This is a genomic window from Jutongia huaianensis (genome assembly GCF_014384985.1).
GTDB lineage: Bacteria > Bacillota > Clostridia > Lachnospirales > Lachnospiraceae > Jutongia > Jutongia huaianensis.
Window position 1 is genome coordinate 12,268 of record NZ_JACRSX010000023.1, and the last position, 22,372, is coordinate 34,639.

The following is a 22,372-nucleotide window of genomic DNA, read 5'->3' on the forward strand; positions in this document are numbered from 1 at the left end:
ACAAAAAATACAGCCCTGTGGATCACTCCACAGAGCTGTATGTATCTGCTGCTTTAGCAATATACTGTATGTTTCATACAATAATTACCTGAATACGCGAATATCTCTCACGCTTAGTTCTGAAGCTGATCCTCCAGAGACTTACGTGTAGCAGCCTCTTTCTGAGACCACTCCAGACACTTATCGTAACCATATCCGGCAGTATCCTTCTTCATCTTTGCAACAGCCTTGTCGAACTGTGCATCGTTCTTAGCATAAAGAGCGTTCCAAGACTCGTTCTTGATGGTATCTGTTACCTGCTTCCATACAGTCTTTAACTCATCAGACTTAGCGCTTGCAGAGTAATCGGTTCCCGGAGATACAGTATATTTACCCTTCTCCATGTAATCGTTGATACCCTCGCAGCCTGTCTTCTTCTTCCAGTCTTCCTGAATGTCATACTTAGAAGACTCCTGTGTAGAAGCCCAGTTTTCAGCATTGTAAGTCTCACCATCTGTCTCAGGGTTCTCAGCATCAATATTCCATGTAGATACAGCCATCTGAAGCTGACCATCCTGGAATGTACCCTCATGATCCGGCATCTTAGTCTTCAGAACCTTTCTACAAGACTCACCAAGTTCTGTAAGGTGTGTTTTCTTATTGTCATCATAGTACCAGCACTCATCCTTAGGACCGTAAGCGTACTCAAGACGTCCGGTTGGAGTACAGAAGTAGTTCAGTACTTCCAGTGCAAGCTCCGGATACTCACAGTTAGCACCGATAGATGTTGTATAACCTGTACCAAGAGTACTCATACCGTAAACGATAGGAGATGCCTCACTTGGCTTCATACAATACATATACTGACCTTCTTTCATATGCTTATCAGTATTGAATGCAAGTGATCCAGAGTAATTAAAGATAGAGAACAGTACACCACCGTTGATTACCTTCTCTGACATCTGCTCATATGTCTGCGTCATAGAATCAGGATCTACAAGACCCTGACGATACAGATTGTTGTACCACTTCAGCATCTCAAGATATGGACCATTCTCCTCAAGTGCATCATGATATTTGCCTGTAGCAGGGTCATAAAGACCGATACCTAACTCATCATATCCATAGTATGCAGTTGCAGTTGCCTTTACATACATAACCATTGCATCATCCCAGTCAGGCCACAGAGAAACAGCATATGTCTTTCCGCCTGCATCATCCTTCGGATCCATCTTCTGCATCTTCTTAAGAAGATCAGCCATATCGTTCATATCCTTAACCTTTGGATATCCCATCTTCTTGTACAGATCCCAACGTGTATCCCAGGTATAGAAGAATGACTGATGATCTTTACTAGATGTAGCAACCTCGCCGCCCCATCCGTAAAGCTTGTCATTTCCATCACCAAGAATTGTTGCTGAAAGTCTCTTATTCTTTGCAAGTGAATCCTGCATATTGTCATATACATATGGAGCATTTTCTTTGAGGATGTCATCCTCCTCCAGATCATAGAGCAGACCCGCCTTGATTGCTGCTGCGTAGTTGTCATCTGTATGACCCCAGATAATAATATCTCCAAGATCCTTATCTGACATTCTTGTCTGGAATGTACCACTCTCTTCAGGTACGATATTCAGCTTTACATTAAATTTCTCTTTAATGATATCTGCTGCCCATCCTTTCTGTAATCCTGATGAGTTTGCTACCTGGCTGTATACAGTCAGGGTAATTGGCTCGTTGCTGTTGCTGCCAAACTTACATCCTGTGGCTGCAACGGTTGTTCCTGCTACCATACTGGTTGCAAGGAGCATAGAAAGCATTCTCTTTCCCAATCCTTTTCTCATAATATCCATCCTTTCTTTCTTATTGTGTTTTACACCTACCCAATTATACTATGTCAGTCGTGCAGCTTCCATAAAAAAAGCACACGAAATACACTCTTTTTGTATTATATATCATCCTCATCCCCTGATATAGGCTCTCCGTTCAGCTGCATTGCTTCCTTTTCCTCCTGCTCTGCCATGAGATTTTCTCTCTCAATGACCGTAAAGAAGGAATTGGCAAATCCACTGATCGTAAGAATGATACACGCCGGTCCGATCAAAAGTCCGGCAAACATCGTAGTCAGATTCCATAGGATAATAGCCATCTCAATCACCAGAAGTACTGCCAGAAATGCTGTCCTGCCAAGAAACTTCGCTGCTATGGAATAGGAATTACGCATTGTATTGACGATGCTGTTTTCATAGCGTGCCAATAACGGAAATGCGAATACTATATGCATAAAGATCAGATAGATACCGATCACACCAACGATCAAAAACATCATATTATGCTGCTTCGCTACATGATATAACTGAAAATCAAGATATACCGCATAACACGCAAACAATGCAATAACCCCCAGGATACTTCCCTTTTTCAGATTTGCCTTAAATTCCTTCCAAAAAGGACCGGCAATATATCCTTCCTCATCATTTACCATCTTCAGGGTAATCGTATAAGCTGCTGTCGTCGCTGCTCCCATCGTAACGATTGGAAGACTGCATAAAAGCCACATACAGTTAAGCTTAAACACATCCATCAAACGGTTCATAAATTTGTATAAGGGACTATCAACACTAAAAAACTTCATTCTGTCTTATTCTCTCCTTCGTGTAATCAGACCATTCTCCTTATATATACACATAGACTACATATGGTTAAAATACCAGGGACGCCAGTGTGCCCCCGGTATCTCATAATCTCTCAGAATATCAGTCTGCACTCTGGCATTAACCCTTTACAGCTCCCAGCATGATACCCTTTTCGAAGTATCTGTTCATAAATGGGTACACAATCAAAATAGGAATTACGGAAATCATAGAGATTGTATACTTAATAACCTTCGTGTTCAATGCTGCGTTAAATGCTGATCTTGCGGCCTCACCACCCTGATTCATAGATGCCATCAGGTTGGATGACTGATTCAGGTAAATATACAGTCTGTGCTGCAATGTATACAGTTTTGGTGAGTTACTCATATAAATCAAAGAATCCTGGAATGAGTTCCAATGACCTACCGCACCGAAGATAGCGATTGTAGCAAGAATTGGTTTACTCAGTGGCCAAACGATCTTTGTAAATACCTGCATATAAGATGCACCATCAATAAATGCACTTTCTTCCAACTCAGCCGGAATAGACTCGATATAAGTCTTAACCAGGATAATGTTGTAAGGAGCTACGATACCGGGAATGATATAAACCATATAGTGGTTTGTCAGACCCAGCATTACCAGGTTAAGGTATGTAGCGATCAAACCTGCGTTGAAGTACATTGTAATTACGATTGCACGATACCACAGACTTCTGTGCCACATTTCCTGCTTTGTTACCAGATAACCAACGAAAGCAGATGCAACAACCATCAACGCAGTACCAAAAATTGTTCTGGTAACGGATACGACAAACGCATAACCAAGATCACCTACACCGGTAAGTGCCTTGTAGTTGTTAATATTAATTCCGTGAGGGATAAAGTTGATCAATCCCTGCTGTACCATCGTATTATCTGAAATCGTGTTGATGAACAGATAATAGAATGGGAAGATACAGGTGATGGTGAACAAAATGAAGAATGCATAGTTCAAAATATTGAACACAATGTCACCTGGTTTTAATTTGTACATACGCTTATGCTTTTTGTTGTACTCTTTTTCTCTCTTAGCATCAATTTTTTCTTGTGCTGTCATAGCCATTTGTGTTCACCTCCTTATACAATACTCTCGCCACGGAGTGCCTTAGAAAGGGAGTTCGCTCCGAACAGCAAGATTACACTGATGACCGATTTAAACATACCGACCACGGTTGACAACGGAATACTACCACCACTGCCAAGACCTAGGTTGTAAACGTAAAGATCGAGAACCTCGATATGGTTCTTATTCTGTGGTGTACAGAAGACCAGGTACTGGTCAAGACCATTACTAAGTACTGCTGCAACTGCCATCAGTAACAATACAAAGAAGGTAGGCAGAAGACCAGGCACTGTGATATGCCACATCTTCTGGAAACGTCCGGCACCATCCACCGTAGCTGCCTCGTAAAGCTGCTGGTCGATACCTGCGATACCGGAAATATAGATGATGGCACTCCAACCAACACCCTTCCATGTTCCCCAGGCCCACATCTTAACCCAGGTAAAATGATCTCCCATCAGGAAGTTATGACCATCCGCGTTCTTTGCAAGAAGACCAATGCTCTTAGCAAACTCATTGATGAAACCGTCTGTTGAGAAAATAGCAATTGCCAAAGCATATACCAGTACCCAGCTGATGAAGTTCGGTACTGTTGTAAATGTCTGGATGAAACGACGGAATGTGAGGTTCTTGACCTCGCAGAGGAAGATAGCAAATGCCATTGGGATCCACTGTGTGATCAGTCCTAAACCGGACATTGCCATTGTGTTTCTGATAACACGGATAATATCACTACGGGTTGCACCGTTCTGGAACAGATATGTAAACCACTTAAATCCTACGAAATTTGACATACTCAGCGTTCCACCTGTCTGATAATCGAAGAAAGCATATCTCCAACCCCAGAGTGGCAGGTAACAGAATACAAATGCCAGTGCCAAGAATGGCAGGAACATCAGGAACAACTTGTACTGTGGGTGCATCTCCATCTCTTCATCAGGAGCAGCCTTTGGAAGACCCAGCAGGATAATTACAGATATGATCAGTAATGCTACTGCAATAACTGTGTATACCACCGCCGCTACCGGGAAGGTAGGACCAACCTTTTCAAGCTTAGATGCCATTGTTGTGCTGCATACCATATTGTAAGCAACAATTGTGAGAACAAATCCGGCAATCTCTACGATACTACCAAGAATAGACCAGAGAATACCTGCTCTCTTCATCTTGGTATTTCCAAGAGACATACATCCGCCAACTACGACGAATATAACACCGATCAACGCTACTACTGCACCTGCGTATAAAACGTAGAATGCACTTGGGCTCAGCCAGTTCATACGAAGTGCACGGCCGGCTTCACTGGTTAATGTTGAATAAGATACTGCTGCTGTGAACAGCGAAGTATTCTCATTCACCAGATTACAAATCCTTGTTGGATTCATAAAAGGGAAGAAAACGGAGATTGCACAGAAAATCGCAATAACTCTCTGCAGCATATAGATATAATCTACCGCGCCCCTTTTCTCTGTTTGTGATTCTTTCATAATAACCTCCTGTATTACTTATTTCATCCCACCGTCAAAAGCTCTGTAAACAGACCAAAGCAGACTATCAAGATGATAAATAGAGTTTACGCTATTCTTATTATACATGTATTTTTTTCTGTCGAATACCATAAATAATAGAGAAAAAATACACGACTTTTCCTCCGACACAGTAAATCAGGCTATATCGGATAAAAAAGGAGACAGGTGAAATCCTATCTCCTTTCATAATATCTACTTGTCAGCAGATGTTTTATCGTTATTATTTCTTTTTCTTAACAACGACTACTGCTACAACAGCAACAACTACAACAACGATTACGATCGGAACAACCGGTGAAGACTTCTTAGAAGTTGTAGAAGTTGTAGAAGCATCAGAAGTTGTGTTTGCATCGCTTGATGCGCTTGTTGCATCAGCAGACTCTGCTACAGCATCCGGATTGTCTGAATTAAATCCGGAAACAGTAAACTGAATCTGAATAGAATCTGTAGGAACTACAGTAATGTCAGGGCTGTCTGCATACTCACCCTTATCCTTCTGATATGAGTTCATTGCATCAAAACGAAGAAGCTTAGACTCATCTGTATACTCTGTTGGGTAGAATGGATCGCTAGGAACTGAGATCTCTTTACCGTCACACAGAAGCTTAACATCAGAGATTGTTACAGGGTTATCCTTTGCAGCCATAGGGATATCAGTATCAACATAGATCATGGAAACCTTTGTCTCAGAATCACCCTTTGTATCCAGACAGTTGTTCAGTCCGCTTACACCAACAGTATATGTACCGTTACCCTTAATCTCAGCATCCTGAACCTGTGTACCCTCGATTGCTGTTACACCTTTTTTACCAGACTGGAACAGTGTACCATTATCGAATGCCAGTTTTGCCTTCTTCATATCCTTGCCATCGATACCAAGTGTATCAGAATACCACTCATCACGGAAGATCCATGTACCGGTCTCCTGGAAACCGAAATATGCGTGATATGTACCATCTGCATCAAAGTCAGCCTTAGCTGCCTTCTTACCTGCCTTGCTTGTTGCTGCAGATACATCTGCAGGTACCGCTGTTGCTGTAACTGCTAATGCCAATGCAAGTGCACTGACTGTAGCTGCTACCTTTCTTAATGACTTTCTCATTGTATCGTCCTCCTCATAATCGGTACAGCCGCGAATGAAAACGAATAAATGTTTTTTCGCACTGTCCATATTCACGTTTTATTGTACACCATTGCCATAGCATAGGTCTACAATTTAATTGTTCTTGTCTATTTTACCAAATACATACGGAAATAAAACCTTAATTATTTGACATTTTTACCTAATAAATTCTACATTTTGAGGATTTTCCGTCTGGTACGGAATATGAATCAATACTTTAGTACCTAAATCCCTGGTGCTGTCAACTTCAACCCCATATTCACTTCCATATAATATACGAATTCTCTGACTCACATTACGCACGCCGATATGCATGTCATCTCCGCTTTCATCCCGCATTGTTTTTCTCAGACGCCCCAGTTCATAATAGTCCATACCACAGCCGTTATCCTTAATCTCAATGTAAATTTCCTGTTCTTTCCTATGTACATGTACCGTTAGTCTTCCATCATTCTCCTTTTGCTCCAATCCATGTACAAAAGCATTTTCCACAAACGGCTGTATCGTAAGGGGCAGAATGTAAGCCTTTCCATCCACCTCCGGATCTATGATCAACTCCGATTTGATACGGTCGCCAAAACGGTACTCCTGAATCTTCAGATAATATTCCACCATCTGAAGTTCTTCCTTTAATGTTACAAGCCGGTCTGTCACCTGAATATTATAACGCATGGTCTTAGCAAGCATTTTAACCAGCTCCACGATCTCCGGCTGATGATTCACCACAGCCTTCATTCGGATCGTCTCCAGCGTATTATAAAGAAAATGTGGATTGATCTGGCTCGCCAGCATCTTAAACTCTACTTCTTTTTGTCTGGTGTGAAGCTTTTCCTTCTGCACCTGCTCATCTACCACATTGCTCATCAGCAGCCGGATGTCCTTCATCATCTGCTCCAGTTCAGTATAAAGCTCGCCAATTTCGTCATTTCCCTCGATAGGTTCTACTTTATCATACTCCCCCTGTGCCACGCGGTGCATTTGAATCCGGAGCTGATACATACGATTACTATAAGAGATTGCAAATGCGAAGATCAGAACAACCGACAGCAGAATTCCTATAATCTCCGGAACAAATGCCTGTAAGCTGATCCTATTAACATCCGTCATGATATCCTGATAATCCTGAATACTCACAAGAGAATAAAAGTCATCGGAATCGTCCATCTGAATCCGCTCATATGCCACAAGATATTCCTCAACACCATAAGAAATCCGCTTTGAAGCACGGCTTTTTTCAATCTTACGCATCTCCTCTTTCAGAAACGGATACTCGATCAGACTAAAATTACCGGAAATCCAATAATAATCATTATACAAAATTGCCGTATCGTGACTCCGCTGTGTCAAAGCAGTCTTTGTCTTGTCATACTGGATCAGAACGGTGACAATTCCCGTGACATCGCCATTTTTATTTAGAATCACCCGGCTGATCTGCATTGTCTGGTCCATGTCGGCACTCATCTGACCAAAATACCAGTATCCTTTATTTTTATTTTCAATGGTTTCCTTATACCATGACTGATATTTTATGCTTTCTTTCAGATAAGAAAGATTGTCGATCCTTTCCAGATCGTATATGTCAATGCTGGGATTTTTCAGATAAATTTTTATATTGGAAATATCCTGCTCATAAAAATTAATATAATCCAGAATAACTGTGTTAGCTTTTCGGTAATCCCGGTAAAACTGTGTTTTATTTTTGTAATTTCTGTTGGCAATTTTTAATATCTCATCATTATCACAAAGAAGACGGGCTACATTATCCAATACCGTCATTGATTCCCGGAGCGATGAACCTAGAACAGAAAGCTCCTCTGACTGCGTTTCCTCCGTAACATTGATCATCATTTTCCGTGTCTGCATATTGGTATAAATACTCATAACAAGCAACGGAATAATACCACCGATCAGATAGATCAATATCATACGGTGGAGAAACTTCATATCTTTAAATAAATGAAATCTTTTTTTGTAGTTAAATTTTTTCATAACCAGTCTTATTATCCGTCTATTTTAAACTGTACCTGAAGCGGTTTCTTTAACGGCTTTCCCCCTAAGGATGTCACATTTGTTGTAATATTTAATATGTAAGATTCATTTTTTGCATATGGCTCCAGCGGTTCAATCTCAATCTCATTTTCCAGAGAGTTGTAACGGATCGCTGTTTTCAAAGGAGAAAGATTCATGGATGTCACATACAGATTGACATTATTCACCGTCTTGGGATCCAGCGGAATATTAAATTTGATCTTCCAGACAAAATTTCCCGTTTTAAATTTTAAATCCTGACGCACTTTACTTTCAAGTCCTTCCGTCATAGACTCAAATTCCAAATATTTTCCCACGATGCTCTCCTGCCTTTCTTCTAACTGATCAAGCTGATCAAGGATTTTTCTCTTATTTTATCTTATCACATTCCTGATTTTTTGGGTAGCCTCATTCTGAATTTTCCCTCTCCACAGGACAGTTTTTCTTTGAAGAAACAGAGTGGATATGGTATACTTATAAATAGAATTTTTACTTGTCAGGAAGGCATTTTATTATGAAAAAAGTCAATTTTAAACCGGGAAATATGATCTATCCGCTCCCTGCCGTTATGGTAAGCTGCGGTGACATAGATCACGTATCAAATATATTAACAGTTGCCTGGACCGGCACTCTCTGTACGAATCCGCCAATGGCATATATTGCCGTTCGCCCGGAACGCCACTCATATCCCATGATCCGGGAGTCCGGCGAGTTTGTGATCAACCTCACGACGAAAGAACTCGCACACGCTACGGATTTCTGTGGGGTACGCTCCGGCAGAGACCACAATAAATGGACCGACTGCCGCCTAACCCCGGCTCCTGCAGATACTGTAAAATGTCCGCTGATTGCGGAAGCACCTGTCAACATCGAATGTAAAGTACGCCAGGTTTTAGAACTTGGCTCCCATCATGTTTTTGTTGCCGATGTCACTGCAGTACATGTCGCTGAGAAGTATATGGACGAAAAAGGAACCTTTCATCTGGAAAATGCAGGGCTTCTTGCTTATTCTCACGGCACTTACTACAGCCTTGGCAAGGCTCTGGGACATTTTGGTTATTCTATTCGCAAGAAAAAGGGAAACGGACGGAAAAGCACCAAAGGGAAACCAAAAACATACAATAAAAAAAGGGGCTAGTGCGTACGGAAATGAGGGATAAATATGAAGATCAGCTATCTCAGAATACGAAATTTCAAATCCATCCGTGATCTGGAGATCAACGAGCTGGAAAATGCACTGATTCTTGTAGGCAAAAACAATACCGGTAAAACAAATGTGATCGATGCGATCCTTACGGCTACCGGCAATCATATTCCAAAGACAACTGAATTTCTTGATCCCCAAAAAAGCATTGAAATTACTCTGTCAGTGGAATTTACAGAGGAGGATCTGCTCTATTATCAGAGTCTTGGTATCGTGAGCAAGCACCGGGATTACGATAAATGGCTGGAGGAGTTTTCTGCCCTGCTGCCATCTTTTCAGAAAAATACCGTGACCTTTACCTGTCATATCAATCCGGAGCAAAAGATCCGTTTTAATGATGGTTTTCAGAAAAACAATCCCTACATCCGGGAAATTTTTCCAAAGATCTATCATATTGACCAGACGCGGAATCTTGACGCACTACAGAATGATGTTTTTAGTTTTTATGACAAGGAATCCTTCCAGATGCTCAAGGATAATATGTGTACCTTTGACTCCACACGAAAATGTAACCGTTGTTTTCAGTGTATCGGAGTGATCAACAAAAAAACACCGGAAGAGCTTTCTCTTTTTGAGACGACACGTCTGCTCCAATACAAACTGTTCCGTACCAACCTGAATGAATTCGCCGAGAAAGTAAATCATTATTTCCATCGGAACGGCAATCCTTCCCAGCAGATCCGCTATGTACTGAATTTTGACCTGGATGATCTGCTGCATATCGATACTCAGCTTATTAACCGGGACCGCAACGATTATGTATCCTCTTTAAATACATTGAGCGAAGGTATCAAAAGTATTTACGCACTGTCTCTTTTGGAGGCATATATTGACGAGGCAGATACTCTTCCATGTATTATTTTGATGGAAGATCCGGAAATCTATCTGCATCCGCAGCTTCAGAAGGTAGCAAGTGAGATCCTGTACCGCTTGTCAAAAAAGAATCAGGTTATCTTCTCCACCCACTCTCCAAATCTGATCTTTAACTTTTCTTCCAGACAGATCAAGGAGGTGCTGCTGGATGAGGAATACTACACCACCGTACGGGAGGAAACGGATATTGACCAGATTCTCGATGACCTGGGTTACACGGCCAACGACCTGATGAATGTCAGTTTTGTATTTATCGTGGAGGGAAAGCAGGACAGCAACCGTCTTCCGATGCTTCTGCAGAAATATTACTCTGAAATTTACGACGAAAACGGAAATCTGAAACGCATCACGATCATACCGGTAAACAGCTGCACCAACATTAAAACCTATGCAAACCTGAAATATATCAATAAATTATATTTAAAGGATCAGTTTTTGATGATCCGGGACAGCGACGGCAAAAATCCAAAGTATCTCAAGAAACAGCTTTGCAGCTACTACGGCCAGCGTGCCAAAGAAGATGCCGGCAATCTGCCGAAGGTGGAACCTAAAAATGTCCTGATCCTGAAGTATTATTCCTTTGAAAATTATTTTCTGGATCCAAAGATCATGACAAAGATCGGCGTTATCAAAAGTGAAGAAGATTTTTATAATATTCTTTACAAAAAATACAAAGATTACCTATTTAAATTAAATAGCATGAAACGGATGCAGCGGATCAATAACATACGCATTAAGAGTAAACAGGATATCAAGGATAATATGGAACTGATTAAAATATATGTGCGTGGGCATAATTTGTTTGATATCTTTTATGGACATTACCATGGTCAGGCGGAGCAGGAGATCCTGCAGAAATACATTGACGTGGCTCCGCGGGAAACCTTCCAGGATATCTTTGATGCCATTGACTCTTTTGTTTATTTTGAAAACAGAAGAAAATAGGTTGACATTATAAACGATTTCGATATAATGTATGGTATGTATGTCTTCACTATTCTACAGGAGTGGTGAATCGAGTTTTGCAAAAAAAGTGTTTGATGAGGTGCAAAATGGAAAATCAGTATATTATAAAGGGCGGAAACCCTCTTCACGGTGAGGTTGTCATCGGCGGTGCCAAAAACGCTGCTCTTGGTATTCTTGCTGCTGCCATCATGACAGATGAGACAGTAACGATTGACAATCTTCCAAATGTAAGAGATATCAATGTCCTTCTTACGGCGATAGAAAGTATTGGTGCTACCGTAAAGCGTCTGGGACCTCACGAGGTACAGATCAACGGAAGTACTATTTCTGATGTTACAATAGATTATGACTCCATTCGTAAAATACGGGCATCCTATTATCTTTTAGGTGCTCTTCTTGGCAAATATAAAAAAGCACAGGTTGCTCTGCCTGGTGGCTGCGATATCGGAAGCCGTCCGATCGACCAGCATCTGAAGGGCTTCCGTGCTCTGGGTGCCACGGTCAATATCGAGTATGGTATGATCAATACCTTTGCTGATGCACTGATGGGCAATCACATTTATCTCGATGTGGTATCTGTAGGTGCTACGATCAATATTATGCTTGCATCTTGTATGGCACAGGGCCGTACTGTTATTGAGAACGCAGCCAAGGAACCACACATCGTAGATGTTGCCAACTTCTTAAACAGCATGGGGGCCAATATTAAGGGTGCCGGTACTGACAAGATCCGTATCGACGGTGTGGATCGTCTCCATGCCAGCGAATACTCCATTATTCCGGATCAGATCGAGGCAGGTACTTTTATGGTTGCCGCTGCTGCTACCAAGGGCGATGTACTGATCCGCAATGTCATTCCAAAGCATCTGGAGGCTATTTCTGTCAAACTGATCGAGATCGGTGCAAAAGTCGAGGAGTTTGATGATGCGGTCCGCGTTTCCGCAGATGACCGTTTGGGACATACACAGATAAAGACTTTGCCATATCCTGGTTTTCCAACTGATATGCAGCCCCAGATTGCTACACTTCTGGCTCTTTCCAATGGAACCAGTACTGTTACAGAGAGTATTTTTGAGAATCGTTTTAAATATGTTGATGAGCTTGCCCGTATGGGTGCCAATATCAAGGTCGAGGGAAATGTTGCGATCATTGAAGGCGTAACCGGTCTGACGGGAGCCTCTATCACAGCACCTGATCTTCGTGCCGGTGCCGCACTTGTTGTTGCCGGACTGGTAGCTGATGGTTTTACGACAGTTGATTCTATTCACTTTATTGAGCGCGGATATGAGGACTTCGACAAAAAGATGACAGCTTTGGGCGCATGCATGGAGAAGATTCCTGTGGATGACGAGAGAGAATTACAGAAGTTCAAAATGAAGGTTGGATGAAAATATCCACAAAATCATAACATTATGGAATGTATTAAAAAAGGGCAAAACCAGCGTTTTGCCCTCCAAGAATTGCTTCGCAATTCTCGTTGGCTTCCCTCTACGCTACAAGCATTTTCCTATACACTTAAAAAGCGGAAACTTTTTTCTTAAGTTTCCGCTTTTATTATATCAACAGATTTCTTTCACATCGACATCCGGTGCCATAGCTAAATTCACGATCAATCCGTCCATTTTCACAATAGGATTACTCTGATCTGTAGGGTTTGTATCTACCATTCTCGCCCGCTTCTGATTGGACAAAACCACCTCACACCCAATATAAAATGAAGCCACTCCCTCCATAAATACAGCCAGATAGGTGGAGTCAAATTTATCCCGTTCCTGCTGCAGCATCCGAAACACCTCAAACGGGCAATGCGGCTCTCTATAAACTCTGGCCGATGTCAGTGCATCATAATAATCCGCTATCGCAACAATCTTAGCAAAATCGTCAATCTCATCCGCTTTTAATCCCTGAGGATATCCGGAACCGTCACATCTCTCATGATGCATCAGGGCAGCGTTCATAATCCGTTCGTCCAGGGGATGCTTTTTGAGAAAGTCATACCCCTTTTGGGGATGCTGTTTGATCAGCTCGTATTCTTCATCCGTCAGTAGCCCCGCTTTTTTGATGATCTTCCCCGGTATCCCCATCTTGCCCACATCATGCAAAAGCCCTGCCAGCGTCAGAATATCCTGCTCCTCCTCCGGCATATGCATCCAGTTTGCAAACTCGTGACAGAGTATCGCCACATTCAGACTATGTATATATGTCAGATCATCATATCTGCGAACCCTTCGCAGCATCCGAAACGTGTGAACCGGATCATCACTCAACGCAATAATTTCCCTTGTCTCCTTCAAAAGCTTGTTGGTATTGAGATCCTCGTCCTCCCTGACGATATACTCAGACAACGACTTTTCCAGAAGCTGTGCCGATTTGATAACCCGTTCGTTAAATAGCCGGTAGTCCCTCGATTTTCTGGCCGGACCCGACTTATCTTCCGGCAAAAATTTCCATTCCATCTCCCCGTCTCCTTCGTAATTGTGTCAATACGATACTCCTATTTTATTATGTTTAAATGAAAATATCAAGTCATCCTGTTTCTTGCAAAAGTTCCGAAAAAAGCGTATTATATAAAGTGAGATAATTTAGATGTTTTGACAGTATTTTTCTGCAGAAAATTCTACAATTTAAGAAAGGGTATGGTATATCTATGGGCTCAAAAAAAGGTTGTTTTATTGTATTCGAAGGAATTGATGGCAGCGGCAAATCCACACAGATTTCTCTGTTACAGGAGCATATTCAGGAACACTCCATCAACTGTATGACTACCATGGAGCCAAGCAACGGACCAATCGGAACACTGCTCCGCCAGTTCCTTTCCGGTCGTATCAAAGGTGAAGAAACCACTTTGACGGCACTTTTTGCAGCAGATCGACTGGATCATCTGAACAATCCGGTCAATGGCATTTGCAAGCTTCTGGATGATGGCATTGCTGTACTTTCTGACCGCTACGTTTTTTCCAATTATGCATATCAGAGCGTATCCGTTCCTCTGGAGTGGATCATGAAATGCAATGAGATGGCAAATGAGATTGTCCGTCCGGACTGCCATATTTTTATAGATGTCTCACCGGAAACTGCAATGGAGCGCGTTACCAGGGGACGTCATCAGACAGATATTTACGAGACGAAGGAACGTCTCACCGATGTCAGAGATCGTTATCTCGATTTGATCCACCGGATGGAAGACGTGGAAAATATTATCATTGTTGACGGAAACCGTTCCCCACAGGAAATTTCAGACGATATCTGGGCAAAGGTTTGTCACTACTTTGTATAACACTGTCTATTTAGTTTTGTATTAACGATAGCAGATTGGCTATCACGAAAGGAGGAGTTCTATGGATCTACGGGTAAATCAGCTACAACAGCCGGCGCAAATTGAACCCAAAGCATCAGTTCCGGAATCCGACGGCTCCTTTCGTTTTACCTTGCTCAGCAGTATTCAGGAACAGGAGCTTCAGGCAAGTCTCGCCGTCATGATGGAGGATATCACCCAGCAGGGCAATAAACTCAGCCGCCGGATGGATATCCGGGATATGAAGCTGTACCGCAAAATGATCAAAGAATTTATGAATGAGATCGTCACCCATTCCCACTCCTTCAGCCGTGAAAATTTTCTCGACAAAAAAGGACGTCACCGGGTCTACGGTATGGTAAAGCTTATTGACCAGGCACTGGATGATCTTGCAGAGGAGCTTATGCAGGAAGAAAAGGACCATTTGGCGATATTAAATAAAATTGGTGAAATTCAGGGAATGATCCTTGATCTTTTTACCTGATCATTATAAACAGGAGGCATTTATGGCAAATTTTAAAGATATCATAGGACAAAAGCAGGCAAAGGAGCATTTCCAGACAGCAATCGAGACAGGAAATATCTCTCACGCCTACATTATCAACGGAGAAACCGGTTCCGGACGCCGTATGCTGGCAGACGCCTTTGCAAAGGCGCTTCAGTGTGAAAAACATCCAAACGCCGATTCCTGCGACGGATGCAAGTCCTGTCATCAGGCAGAGTCCGGCAATCATCCGGATATCCGCTACATTACTCATGAAAAAGCGAGCATCAGTGTCGATGATATTCGTGAGCAACTCAATAATGATATCCAGATCAAGCCATACAGCAGTGAGCATAAGGTATACATTATTCCGGAAGCCAACAAAATGACGGAGCAGGCGCAGAACGCTCTTCTGAAAACTATCGAGGAGCCTCCGGCATATGCAGTCATTATTCTTCTCACAGATAATCTGAATGCACTTCTGCCGACGATCCAGTCCAGATGTGTTACGATCAATACAAAACCCATCTCCAAGGAAGAAATTGCCGGTTATCTGGTAAGCCACCTCTCTATGGAACGGGAACAGGCAGAAATTGCTGCCGGCTTCTGCCAGGGAAATATGGGCAAGGCGATTCGTTTTGCCAACTCAAAGGATTTTCAGGAAATGAAGGAAGATACCCTTCATCTGTTAAAAAATATTGAGCATATGGACATTTCAGAGATTGTGGATTCCATCCGTATCTTCTCACAGAAAAAGGGCATGATTGATGATTATCTGGATCTGATGCTTCTCTGGTATCGTGATGTACTGATGTTTAAGGTCACAAAGGACGCAAATCTTCTGCTGTACCGCGACCGGTTCCACGATATCTCCCATCAGGCTAGCGTACACACCTACGAGAGCATCGAGAACATTCTCCAAGCAATCGACAAAGCAAAGGTACGTCTCGGTGCCAATGTAAACTTTGAGGTGACCATGGAGCTGATGGCACTGACCATGAAAGATTAAATTAATCTGCCAATAGAAAGGACATAAATATTATGATACTAATTATCGGAGTCAGATTCCGTAAATCAAGCAAGGTATATTACTTTGATCCCACCGGCTACGACATCAAAAAGGGAGACCATGTTATCGTGGAAACCGCCCGTGGAATCGAATATGGCACCGTTGTTCTGGGACCAAAAGAGGTTACAGACGACAAAGTTGTTTCTCCATTGAAGCCTCTGACACGTCCGGCTACTCCGGAGGATGAAAAAACCAATATTGAGAACGAAAAGAAAGAAAAAGAAGCTTATCAGATCTGTCTGGAAAAGATTAACAAACATGATCTGAAAATGAAGCTCATCGATTCCGAATATACCTTTGACCGCAATAAACTACTTTTTTATTTTACAGCCGACGGCCGTATCGACTTCCGCGAGCTGGTCAAAGACCTTGCATCGGTATTCCGCACACGAATTGAATTACGGCAGATCGGTGTCCGTGACGAAACGAAATTATTAGGTGGTATGGCGATCTGCGGCAGACCTCTCTGCTGTCATACTTTCCTGTCCGAGTTTGCTCCGGTATCTATCAAAATGGCAAAGGAACAGGGACTTTCCCTTAATCCAACCCAGATCTCCGGTGTATGCGGACGTCTTATGTGTTGTCTGAAAAACGAGCAGGAAGCCTATGAAGAACTGAACCATTCTCTTCCATCCATCGGATCTCAGGTGAAAACCATTGACGGTTATACCGGTGAGGTTCAGAGCACCAGTGTATTAAAGCAGCTTGTAAAGATTGTGATTACCAAAAAAAACGGCGAACGGGAGATTCGCGAATACCCTGTTGCCGATCTGAGCTTTAAGGATCACCAGATTTCCAATGAAGGCTCTGAGCTGGAAGCATCCCTCAACGAAATGGTAGATGCTGAGGGACTGGAACAGCTTGAGATCATGGAAAAGCAGGATATGGAAGAGCTTCAGGAGCAGGAAGAAGAAACCGGCAAGTCCGGCGGAAAACGTGAGAATAACAGACGTTCCCGCGGTCAACGCAGAGACGGCAGAGATCGTAACCGGGATCGAAATCAAAACAGGGACAACCGTGGTCAGAACAGGGATGATCAAAACCGAGAGAATCGTGGTCAGAACAAAGATAGCCGGGATCAGAACCGTTCCCGTAATAACCGCAGGGATCGTGATTCGCAGCATAATAACCGCGAAAAACGGCCTGCCAGAAGCAGAGGTGGTTATGAAAACCAGAATATTCACCTGCCTGAAACCGAAAAACAGGAGCAGAGCTTCCGCGGTGGTTATGAACGCCAAAATGACGGACGCCGGGAAAAAGGACGTCCGGAGCGTTTCCGTGAAGAGCGCAGCAGAAAGAGCGAACGGGAAAACTTCCATGGCAGGAGAAATAACAATAATCGCCGGCAGGACAATAATACCAAAGGACAAAACGGTCCTTCCAGCCGACAGAATCATTAAATAAATCACAAAAGGAGCCGCTATGAACGCAGAATTGAAGCCGGGAGAACGACTGGATGACCTCCAGATCAATGGTTATCATATTATACAGCATCCTGAGAAATTCTGTTTCGGAATGGATGCCGTCCTGTTATCTTCCTTTGCCGGTTGTCAGCCGGACAGTAAAGTTGCAGATTTCGGCACCGGTACCGGAGTGATTCCGATTTTACTGACAGCAAAAACAGACGCTGCTCACATTGATGCACTGGAAATTCAGCTGGAAAGCGCAGATATGGCAAAACGTAGTGTCCAATTAAACGGACTCACCGATAAAATTCAAATTATTGATGGAGATATAAAGGAGGCATCACAAATTCTGGGCAAGGCATCTTACGATTATGTGATTACCAATCCGCCTTATATGAATAATAATCACGGACTCAAAAATCCGGATATGCCCAAAGCGATCGCCCGTCACGAAATTCTCTGTACTCTGGAAGATGTCATACGGGAAGCCACTTTGGTTTTAAAACCCGGTGGTCATTTTATAATGGTACACAGACCCTTCCGTCTGATTGAAATTATCACATGCCTTACAAAATATAAACTGGAACCAAAACGGATACGCTTTGTACATCCATTTGCCCATAAGGAACCCAATATGGTGCTGATCGATGCAGTCCGTGGCGGCAATTCCATGGTAAAAATAGAATCTCCTCTTATTATATATTCCGCTCCGGGACAATATACACAGGAGATTCTCAATATATATCACTGCTAGAAATGGAGAAAATAATGACCGGAACTTTATATTTATGTGCCACTCCGATCGGCAATCTCGAAGATATTACCTTCCGAGTGTTAAGAGCCTTACGGGAGGTAGATCTGATTGCCGCAGAGGACACACGCAATACCATTAAACTCTTAAATCATTTTACGATCAAAACACCTATGACAAGCTATCATGAGTACAATAAAGTGGACAAGGCAGCCTATCTTGTTTCCAGGCTTGCCCAGGGAACCAATATTGCTCTTGTGACAGATGCCGGTACACCGGGCATCTCTGATCCCGGCGAAGAAATTGTCCGCCAGGCTTACGCAGCAGGGATTCCGGTCACTTCCCTGCCCGGTGCGTGTGCCTGCGTAACTGCTTTGACTTTATCCGGACTCTCTACACGCCGTTTTGCCTTTGAGGCTTTTCTTCCACCGGACAAAAAAGAACGCGCCGTTATTCTGGAATCCCTGAAAACAGAAACGAGAACGGTAGTTTTATATGAAGCTCCCCATCATCTTCTCGCCACTCTCAAGCAGTTATACAACACTCTCGGAGACCGGAAGATCACTCTCTGCCGCGAGCTCACGAAACTTCATGAAACGGTTCAGCTTATGACGTTATCTGAGGCTGTTTCCTATTATACTGACAACGACCCAAAGGGAGAATATGTTCTGGTTCTTGAAGGCATCTCCCAGCAGACCCTGGATCAGGAAAAACAGGATAACTGGAAGGAAATGGATCTTCAGGCACATATGCAGCTCTATCTTGACCAGAATCTTTCCAAAAAGGAAGCAATGAAAAAGGTAGCACAAGACAGAGGTGTTTCCAAGCGTGATATTTACCAACAATTATTAGATTTATAGTTTATACAGTGTAACATATTTTTAAAACCCGGTAATTACTACCGGGTTTTATCGATTATGCCGGCATCTTCTCTCCCGCCGGCAATTCATTTCATTGCACAGCATGATCTCTACCATGGGACGCAGCCATTTTTGATCGACTCTGTCCCTCTGTCTGCAGTAATGACAGCATATTCCCGATGCCATACGTTCCATTGTCACCTTATCCGGATATTGATCATACATCGGACTCCCATCATATTCCATCTGATCACATACATCCATAACCATTCCGTTTAATTCCGTAACCTCCAGAGGGTAAAGATACTTCAGATCCCGGACCTTTTCTTCCTCCGGTATCTGCGCCAGCTCTAATGGAAATACCATCGCATTTCCCTTTGGATAATTTACTCTTTTATTTCTCATAATTCTATGTCCTTCCCTGTATCAAACATACTTCATTTTTATTATATGGAAATCTTAAAATTTAGTGACTGTCCTTGCCTTTTTATCGGGAACAATCTATACTAAAGACAAGAATGTTTGTATGATCAGGAGGCTTATTTTGAAATATTTTTATAAAGGTTTTGGATTATTTGTATTATTTTGTGCGTCCCTTTTTATATTTGGACAACATATTCCCAGCATAAATGTCGGAACAGCGACGGCAACCAGTCTGCAAAGCTCCGCTTTTCCGTTGATCAATCTCACGGTAAACAAATACACGATCAATACACTTCACGGATACAGCAGTGAACTGGATAGCGGTAATATCCGCGAGTCCATCACGCCGATCGGTGCAGATAAGTCCTTTGATGTGGTCATTTCAGAAAATGACCTGAAGATCAAGCGGCTTGATTATGATCTGAAGGATATTGCCAATGACAAAAGCATTGGCAGCGGTACATTATCTGCCTTCGACGAATCTACCGGAACAAAAACCGCACATCTGACACTGGATGCTGCAATGAATACCAGTACAGAATATGGACTGGAGATTACGCTTACGACAAATTACAGCAAACGTATTCATTTTTATACCAGAGTAAAATATTATGATTCCGATTTCTTTTTGAAACAGAAGCTGGACTTTGTCAACAAATTCCACAACGCAACCTTTGGTAAAGAAAAAGGATTTGATATTAACAATTATCTGGAAACCAATGGAAGCAATGATTCCACTCTGGCAAACGTAAATATTTATTCCAGCAAAAAACTGATCACCTGGAATAAATTAAAACCAAAGATGCTCTCTATCTGTACACCAACGATTAAAGAGCTGAATATCGAAACTGCTGCTGTAGAACAGGTCTATTATGTCCAGACGAAAACCAACACAGGTACAGAGACCTATCAGGTAAAAGAATTTTACCGTGTACGCTATACTACAGGACGCATATATCTCCTGTATTTCCAGCGTACCATGGAAGCCGTTTTTGATCCGGAGCTGACCTCCACCTCCCAGAGTGAATTTAAGATTGGTATTTCCAATGTAGACGATCTGAATATCTCCTCCAGTGAGGATAACAAAAAAATGGCATTTGTCAGAAACGGTAATCTGTGGTATTACGATCTCTCCACAGAAAAGCTGAATCAGGTATTTTCCTTTGTGCAGGATTCTACCAATTATATTCAGGATTATTATGACCAGCATGACATTCGCATTATCAATATTGACAACGATGGCAATATCGACTTTGTTGTTTACGGTTATATGAACTGTGGTGATTATGAGGGTCGTGTAGGCATCATCCTATACAGCTACGATTCCAAAAAGAATCAGATCAATGAGCGTATTTATCTTCCCCTGGAAACAAGCTTCCAGCAGTTAAAAGAGGATTTTGGTGATTTCTGTTATGTAAACCGCAAAAATGTATTTTATTTTTCATTATATGACAGAGTATATGCATACAATATTACTTCCAGACAATATACCGTTCTCACCCGCAATGCATCCAGCGGCAATTTTGCAATGCTGGAAAAGGCAAAATGTTTTGTCTGGTCCAATGCAACGTCCCAAAAACCGGCCACACACATTACAATTCTTGATTTGGAAACAGAACAGAGTCGTACAGTTTCTGCAAAGAAAAATCAAAGTATCAAGGTACTGGGAGCCATTGATTCCAGTGTCGTATACGGTTTTGTGAGAAACTCTGATATTTACAACTCCCAGGAGGGAGAACGTATTTCTCCTGTTTACAAGCTGATCATTGCAGACAGCCATGGTGATATTCTGAAAGAGTATGAGACCAAAAATGTCTATATTATAAAAACCGTGGTTGATAAGGATATTATTCAGCTAAAACGTGTCCGCAAAATAGGACAGAACTTTAAAAAGATATCCGATGACAGTATACAACATCAGCAAGACAATAAAGCAAAATCTTTTGACCTGGCTTCCAGAGTCACAGATAAAATGCTGACAGAAAAATATATCAGTCTGCCGGCAGGCTTTGTGATGAAGGGAGAACCAAAGATCACATATACCAAATATGTAATGGTAACAGAAAACACCACCTTTTATATCAATAATCCGCAGAAAAATGCGGCAGATAAATATTATATTTATGCTTATGGCGGCATTACCGGTTCAAATTATGATGCCGGAACAGCAATCCGCCAGGCTGACGAGCAGATGGGTGTCGTTATGGATAACCGCAATCATATTATCTGGGAGCGCGGCGGCAAATTCCTCAGTAATACCGTTTCTCTGATGGACAAAACCACAGTCTCCGGAAATGTTTCCAGCATGAAGGCATGCCTGCATATGCTGCTCCAGTCTGCACAGGTTACCGAGGATGCTTCCCTGTTAAAGGGAGCCTCTACAATGGATATTCTCAAAAAATATATAAGCACACCTGTCAATCTGACCGGCTGTACCGTAGATGAAATTTTATATTTTGTCAGTAGTGGAAAACCTGTTATTGCTATGAAGAATTCCTCTCAGGCCGTTTTGATCAATTCCTACAATTCCAGCTCCGTAAGCTGGTTTGATCCATCTACCGGATCAAACACAAAAATGTCCTTAAACGGTGCAGAGAAATTCTTTGAAAATGCCGGATATGTATTTATCAGTTATATCTGAT

General features: G+C 42.3%; 18 protein-coding genes and 1 pseudogene. 10 read left to right on the forward strand and 9 right to left on the reverse strand.

Annotated elements, in window-relative coordinates:
• Positions 1–113: 113 nt before the first annotated feature.
• From H8704_RS12760 to H8704_RS12790, 7 genes are all read right to left on the reverse strand, one after another.
• Positions 114–1,823 (reverse strand): type 2 periplasmic-binding domain-containing protein, encoded by a 1,710-nt coding sequence (locus H8704_RS12760; protein WP_249298512.1) that lies wholly within the window; start codon positions 1,821–1,823, stop codon positions 114–116.
• 104 nt (positions 1,824–1,927) lie between these two features.
• Entirely contained in the window at positions 1,928–2,614 is a 687-nt protein-coding gene (locus tag H8704_RS12765) for a YesL family protein (RefSeq protein ID WP_249298513.1), read from the reverse strand.
• Between the two features lie 139 nt (positions 2,615–2,753).
• The gene (locus H8704_RS12770; RefSeq protein ID WP_249298514.1) at positions 2,754–3,719 is read right to left on the reverse strand and encodes a carbohydrate ABC transporter permease; all 966 of its coding nucleotides are present in this window, start codon (positions 3,717–3,719) and stop codon (positions 2,754–2,756) included.
• Positions 3,720–3,733: 14 nt separating this feature from the next.
• Complete coding sequence (locus tag H8704_RS12775; RefSeq protein WP_022465949.1) at positions 3,734–5,206, reverse strand: ABC transporter permease subunit; 1,473 nt, start codon at positions 5,204–5,206, stop codon at positions 3,734–3,736.
• 262 nt (positions 5,207–5,468) lie between these two features.
• Positions 5,469–6,350 (reverse strand): hypothetical protein, encoded by an 882-nt coding sequence (locus tag H8704_RS12780; RefSeq protein WP_118679305.1) that lies wholly within the window; start codon positions 6,348–6,350, stop codon positions 5,469–5,471.
• Positions 6,351–6,527: 177 nt separating this feature from the next.
• Complete coding sequence (locus H8704_RS12785; protein ID WP_118679307.1) at positions 6,528–8,360, reverse strand: sensor histidine kinase; 1,833 nt, start codon at positions 8,358–8,360, stop codon at positions 6,528–6,530.
• A gap of 11 nt (positions 8,361–8,371) precedes the next feature.
• On the reverse strand, positions 8,372–8,716 hold the full coding sequence (locus tag H8704_RS12790; protein ID WP_022465952.1) for an Ig-like domain-containing protein: 345 nt from the start codon (positions 8,714–8,716) through the stop codon (positions 8,372–8,374).
• Positions 8,717–8,913: 197 nt separating this feature from the next.
• Between H8704_RS12790 and H8704_RS12795 the strand changes: the two genes are divergently transcribed.
• The 3 genes from H8704_RS12795 to H8704_RS12805 all read left to right on the forward strand — a co-directional run bounded on the left by H8704_RS12795 (position 8,914) and on the right by H8704_RS12805 (position 12,830).
• The gene (locus H8704_RS12795; RefSeq protein ID WP_022465953.1) at positions 8,914–9,537 is read left to right on the forward strand and encodes a flavin reductase family protein; all 624 of its coding nucleotides are present in this window, start codon (positions 8,914–8,916) and stop codon (positions 9,535–9,537) included.
• A 24-nt stretch (positions 9,538–9,561) separates the two neighbouring features.
• Complete coding sequence (locus H8704_RS12800) at positions 9,562–11,421, forward strand: ATP-dependent nuclease (protein WP_249298515.1); 1,860 nt, start codon at positions 9,562–9,564, stop codon at positions 11,419–11,421.
• A gap of 107 nt (positions 11,422–11,528) precedes the next feature.
• Positions 11,529–12,830: a UDP-N-acetylglucosamine 1-carboxyvinyltransferase gene (locus H8704_RS12805; protein WP_249298517.1), complete on the forward strand. Its 1,302-nt coding sequence runs from the start codon at positions 11,529–11,531 to the stop codon at positions 12,828–12,830.
• A gap of 171 nt (positions 12,831–13,001) precedes the next feature.
• Here H8704_RS12805 and H8704_RS12810 read toward each other — a convergent pair whose 3' ends face one another.
• On the reverse strand, positions 13,002–13,898 hold the full coding sequence (locus H8704_RS12810) for an HD-GYP domain-containing protein (RefSeq protein ID WP_118679313.1): 897 nt from the start codon (positions 13,896–13,898) through the stop codon (positions 13,002–13,004).
• 191 nt (positions 13,899–14,089) lie between these two features.
• Between H8704_RS12810 and tmk the strand changes: the two genes are divergently transcribed.
• The 6 genes and pseudogenes from tmk to rsmI all read left to right on the forward strand — a co-directional run bounded on the left by tmk (position 14,090) and on the right by rsmI (position 19,307).
• Positions 14,090–14,719, forward strand: coding sequence for a dTMP kinase (gene tmk / locus H8704_RS12815; RefSeq protein ID WP_022465957.1), 630 nt, complete (start codon positions 14,090–14,092; stop codon positions 14,717–14,719).
• A 61-nt stretch (positions 14,720–14,780) separates the two neighbouring features.
• Complete coding sequence (locus tag H8704_RS12820; protein ID WP_022465958.1) at positions 14,781–15,221, forward strand: YaaR family protein; 441 nt, start codon at positions 14,781–14,783, stop codon at positions 15,219–15,221.
• Positions 15,222–15,243: 22 nt separating this feature from the next.
• Positions 15,244–16,230, forward strand: coding sequence for a DNA polymerase III subunit delta' (holB, locus tag H8704_RS12825; RefSeq protein ID WP_118679315.1), 987 nt, complete (start codon positions 15,244–15,246; stop codon positions 16,228–16,230).
• 32 nt (positions 16,231–16,262) lie between these two features.
• A pseudogene (locus H8704_RS14425) lies at positions 16,263–17,180 on the forward strand (PSP1 domain-containing protein); the annotation flags it as partial.
• A gap of 532 nt (positions 17,181–17,712) precedes the next feature.
• Positions 17,713–18,450 (forward strand): tRNA1(Val) (adenine(37)-N6)-methyltransferase, encoded by a 738-nt coding sequence (locus tag H8704_RS12835; RefSeq protein WP_249298519.1) that lies wholly within the window; start codon positions 17,713–17,715, stop codon positions 18,448–18,450.
• A gap of 14 nt (positions 18,451–18,464) precedes the next feature.
• Positions 18,465–19,307: a 16S rRNA (cytidine(1402)-2'-O)-methyltransferase gene (gene rsmI, locus H8704_RS12840; protein ID WP_022465962.1), complete on the forward strand. Its 843-nt coding sequence runs from the start codon at positions 18,465–18,467 to the stop codon at positions 19,305–19,307.
• Positions 19,308–19,355: 48 nt separating this feature from the next.
• Here rsmI and H8704_RS12845 read toward each other — a convergent pair whose 3' ends face one another.
• Complete coding sequence (locus H8704_RS12845) at positions 19,356–19,712, reverse strand: hypothetical protein (RefSeq protein WP_022465963.1); 357 nt, start codon at positions 19,710–19,712, stop codon at positions 19,356–19,358.
• Between the two features lie 139 nt (positions 19,713–19,851).
• Here H8704_RS12845 and H8704_RS12850 point away from each other — a divergent pair, with 139 nt between their 5' ends.
• Positions 19,852–22,371 (forward strand): hypothetical protein, encoded by a 2,520-nt coding sequence (locus H8704_RS12850; RefSeq protein ID WP_249298521.1) that lies wholly within the window; start codon positions 19,852–19,854, stop codon positions 22,369–22,371.
• Position 22,372 lies beyond the last annotated feature (1 nt).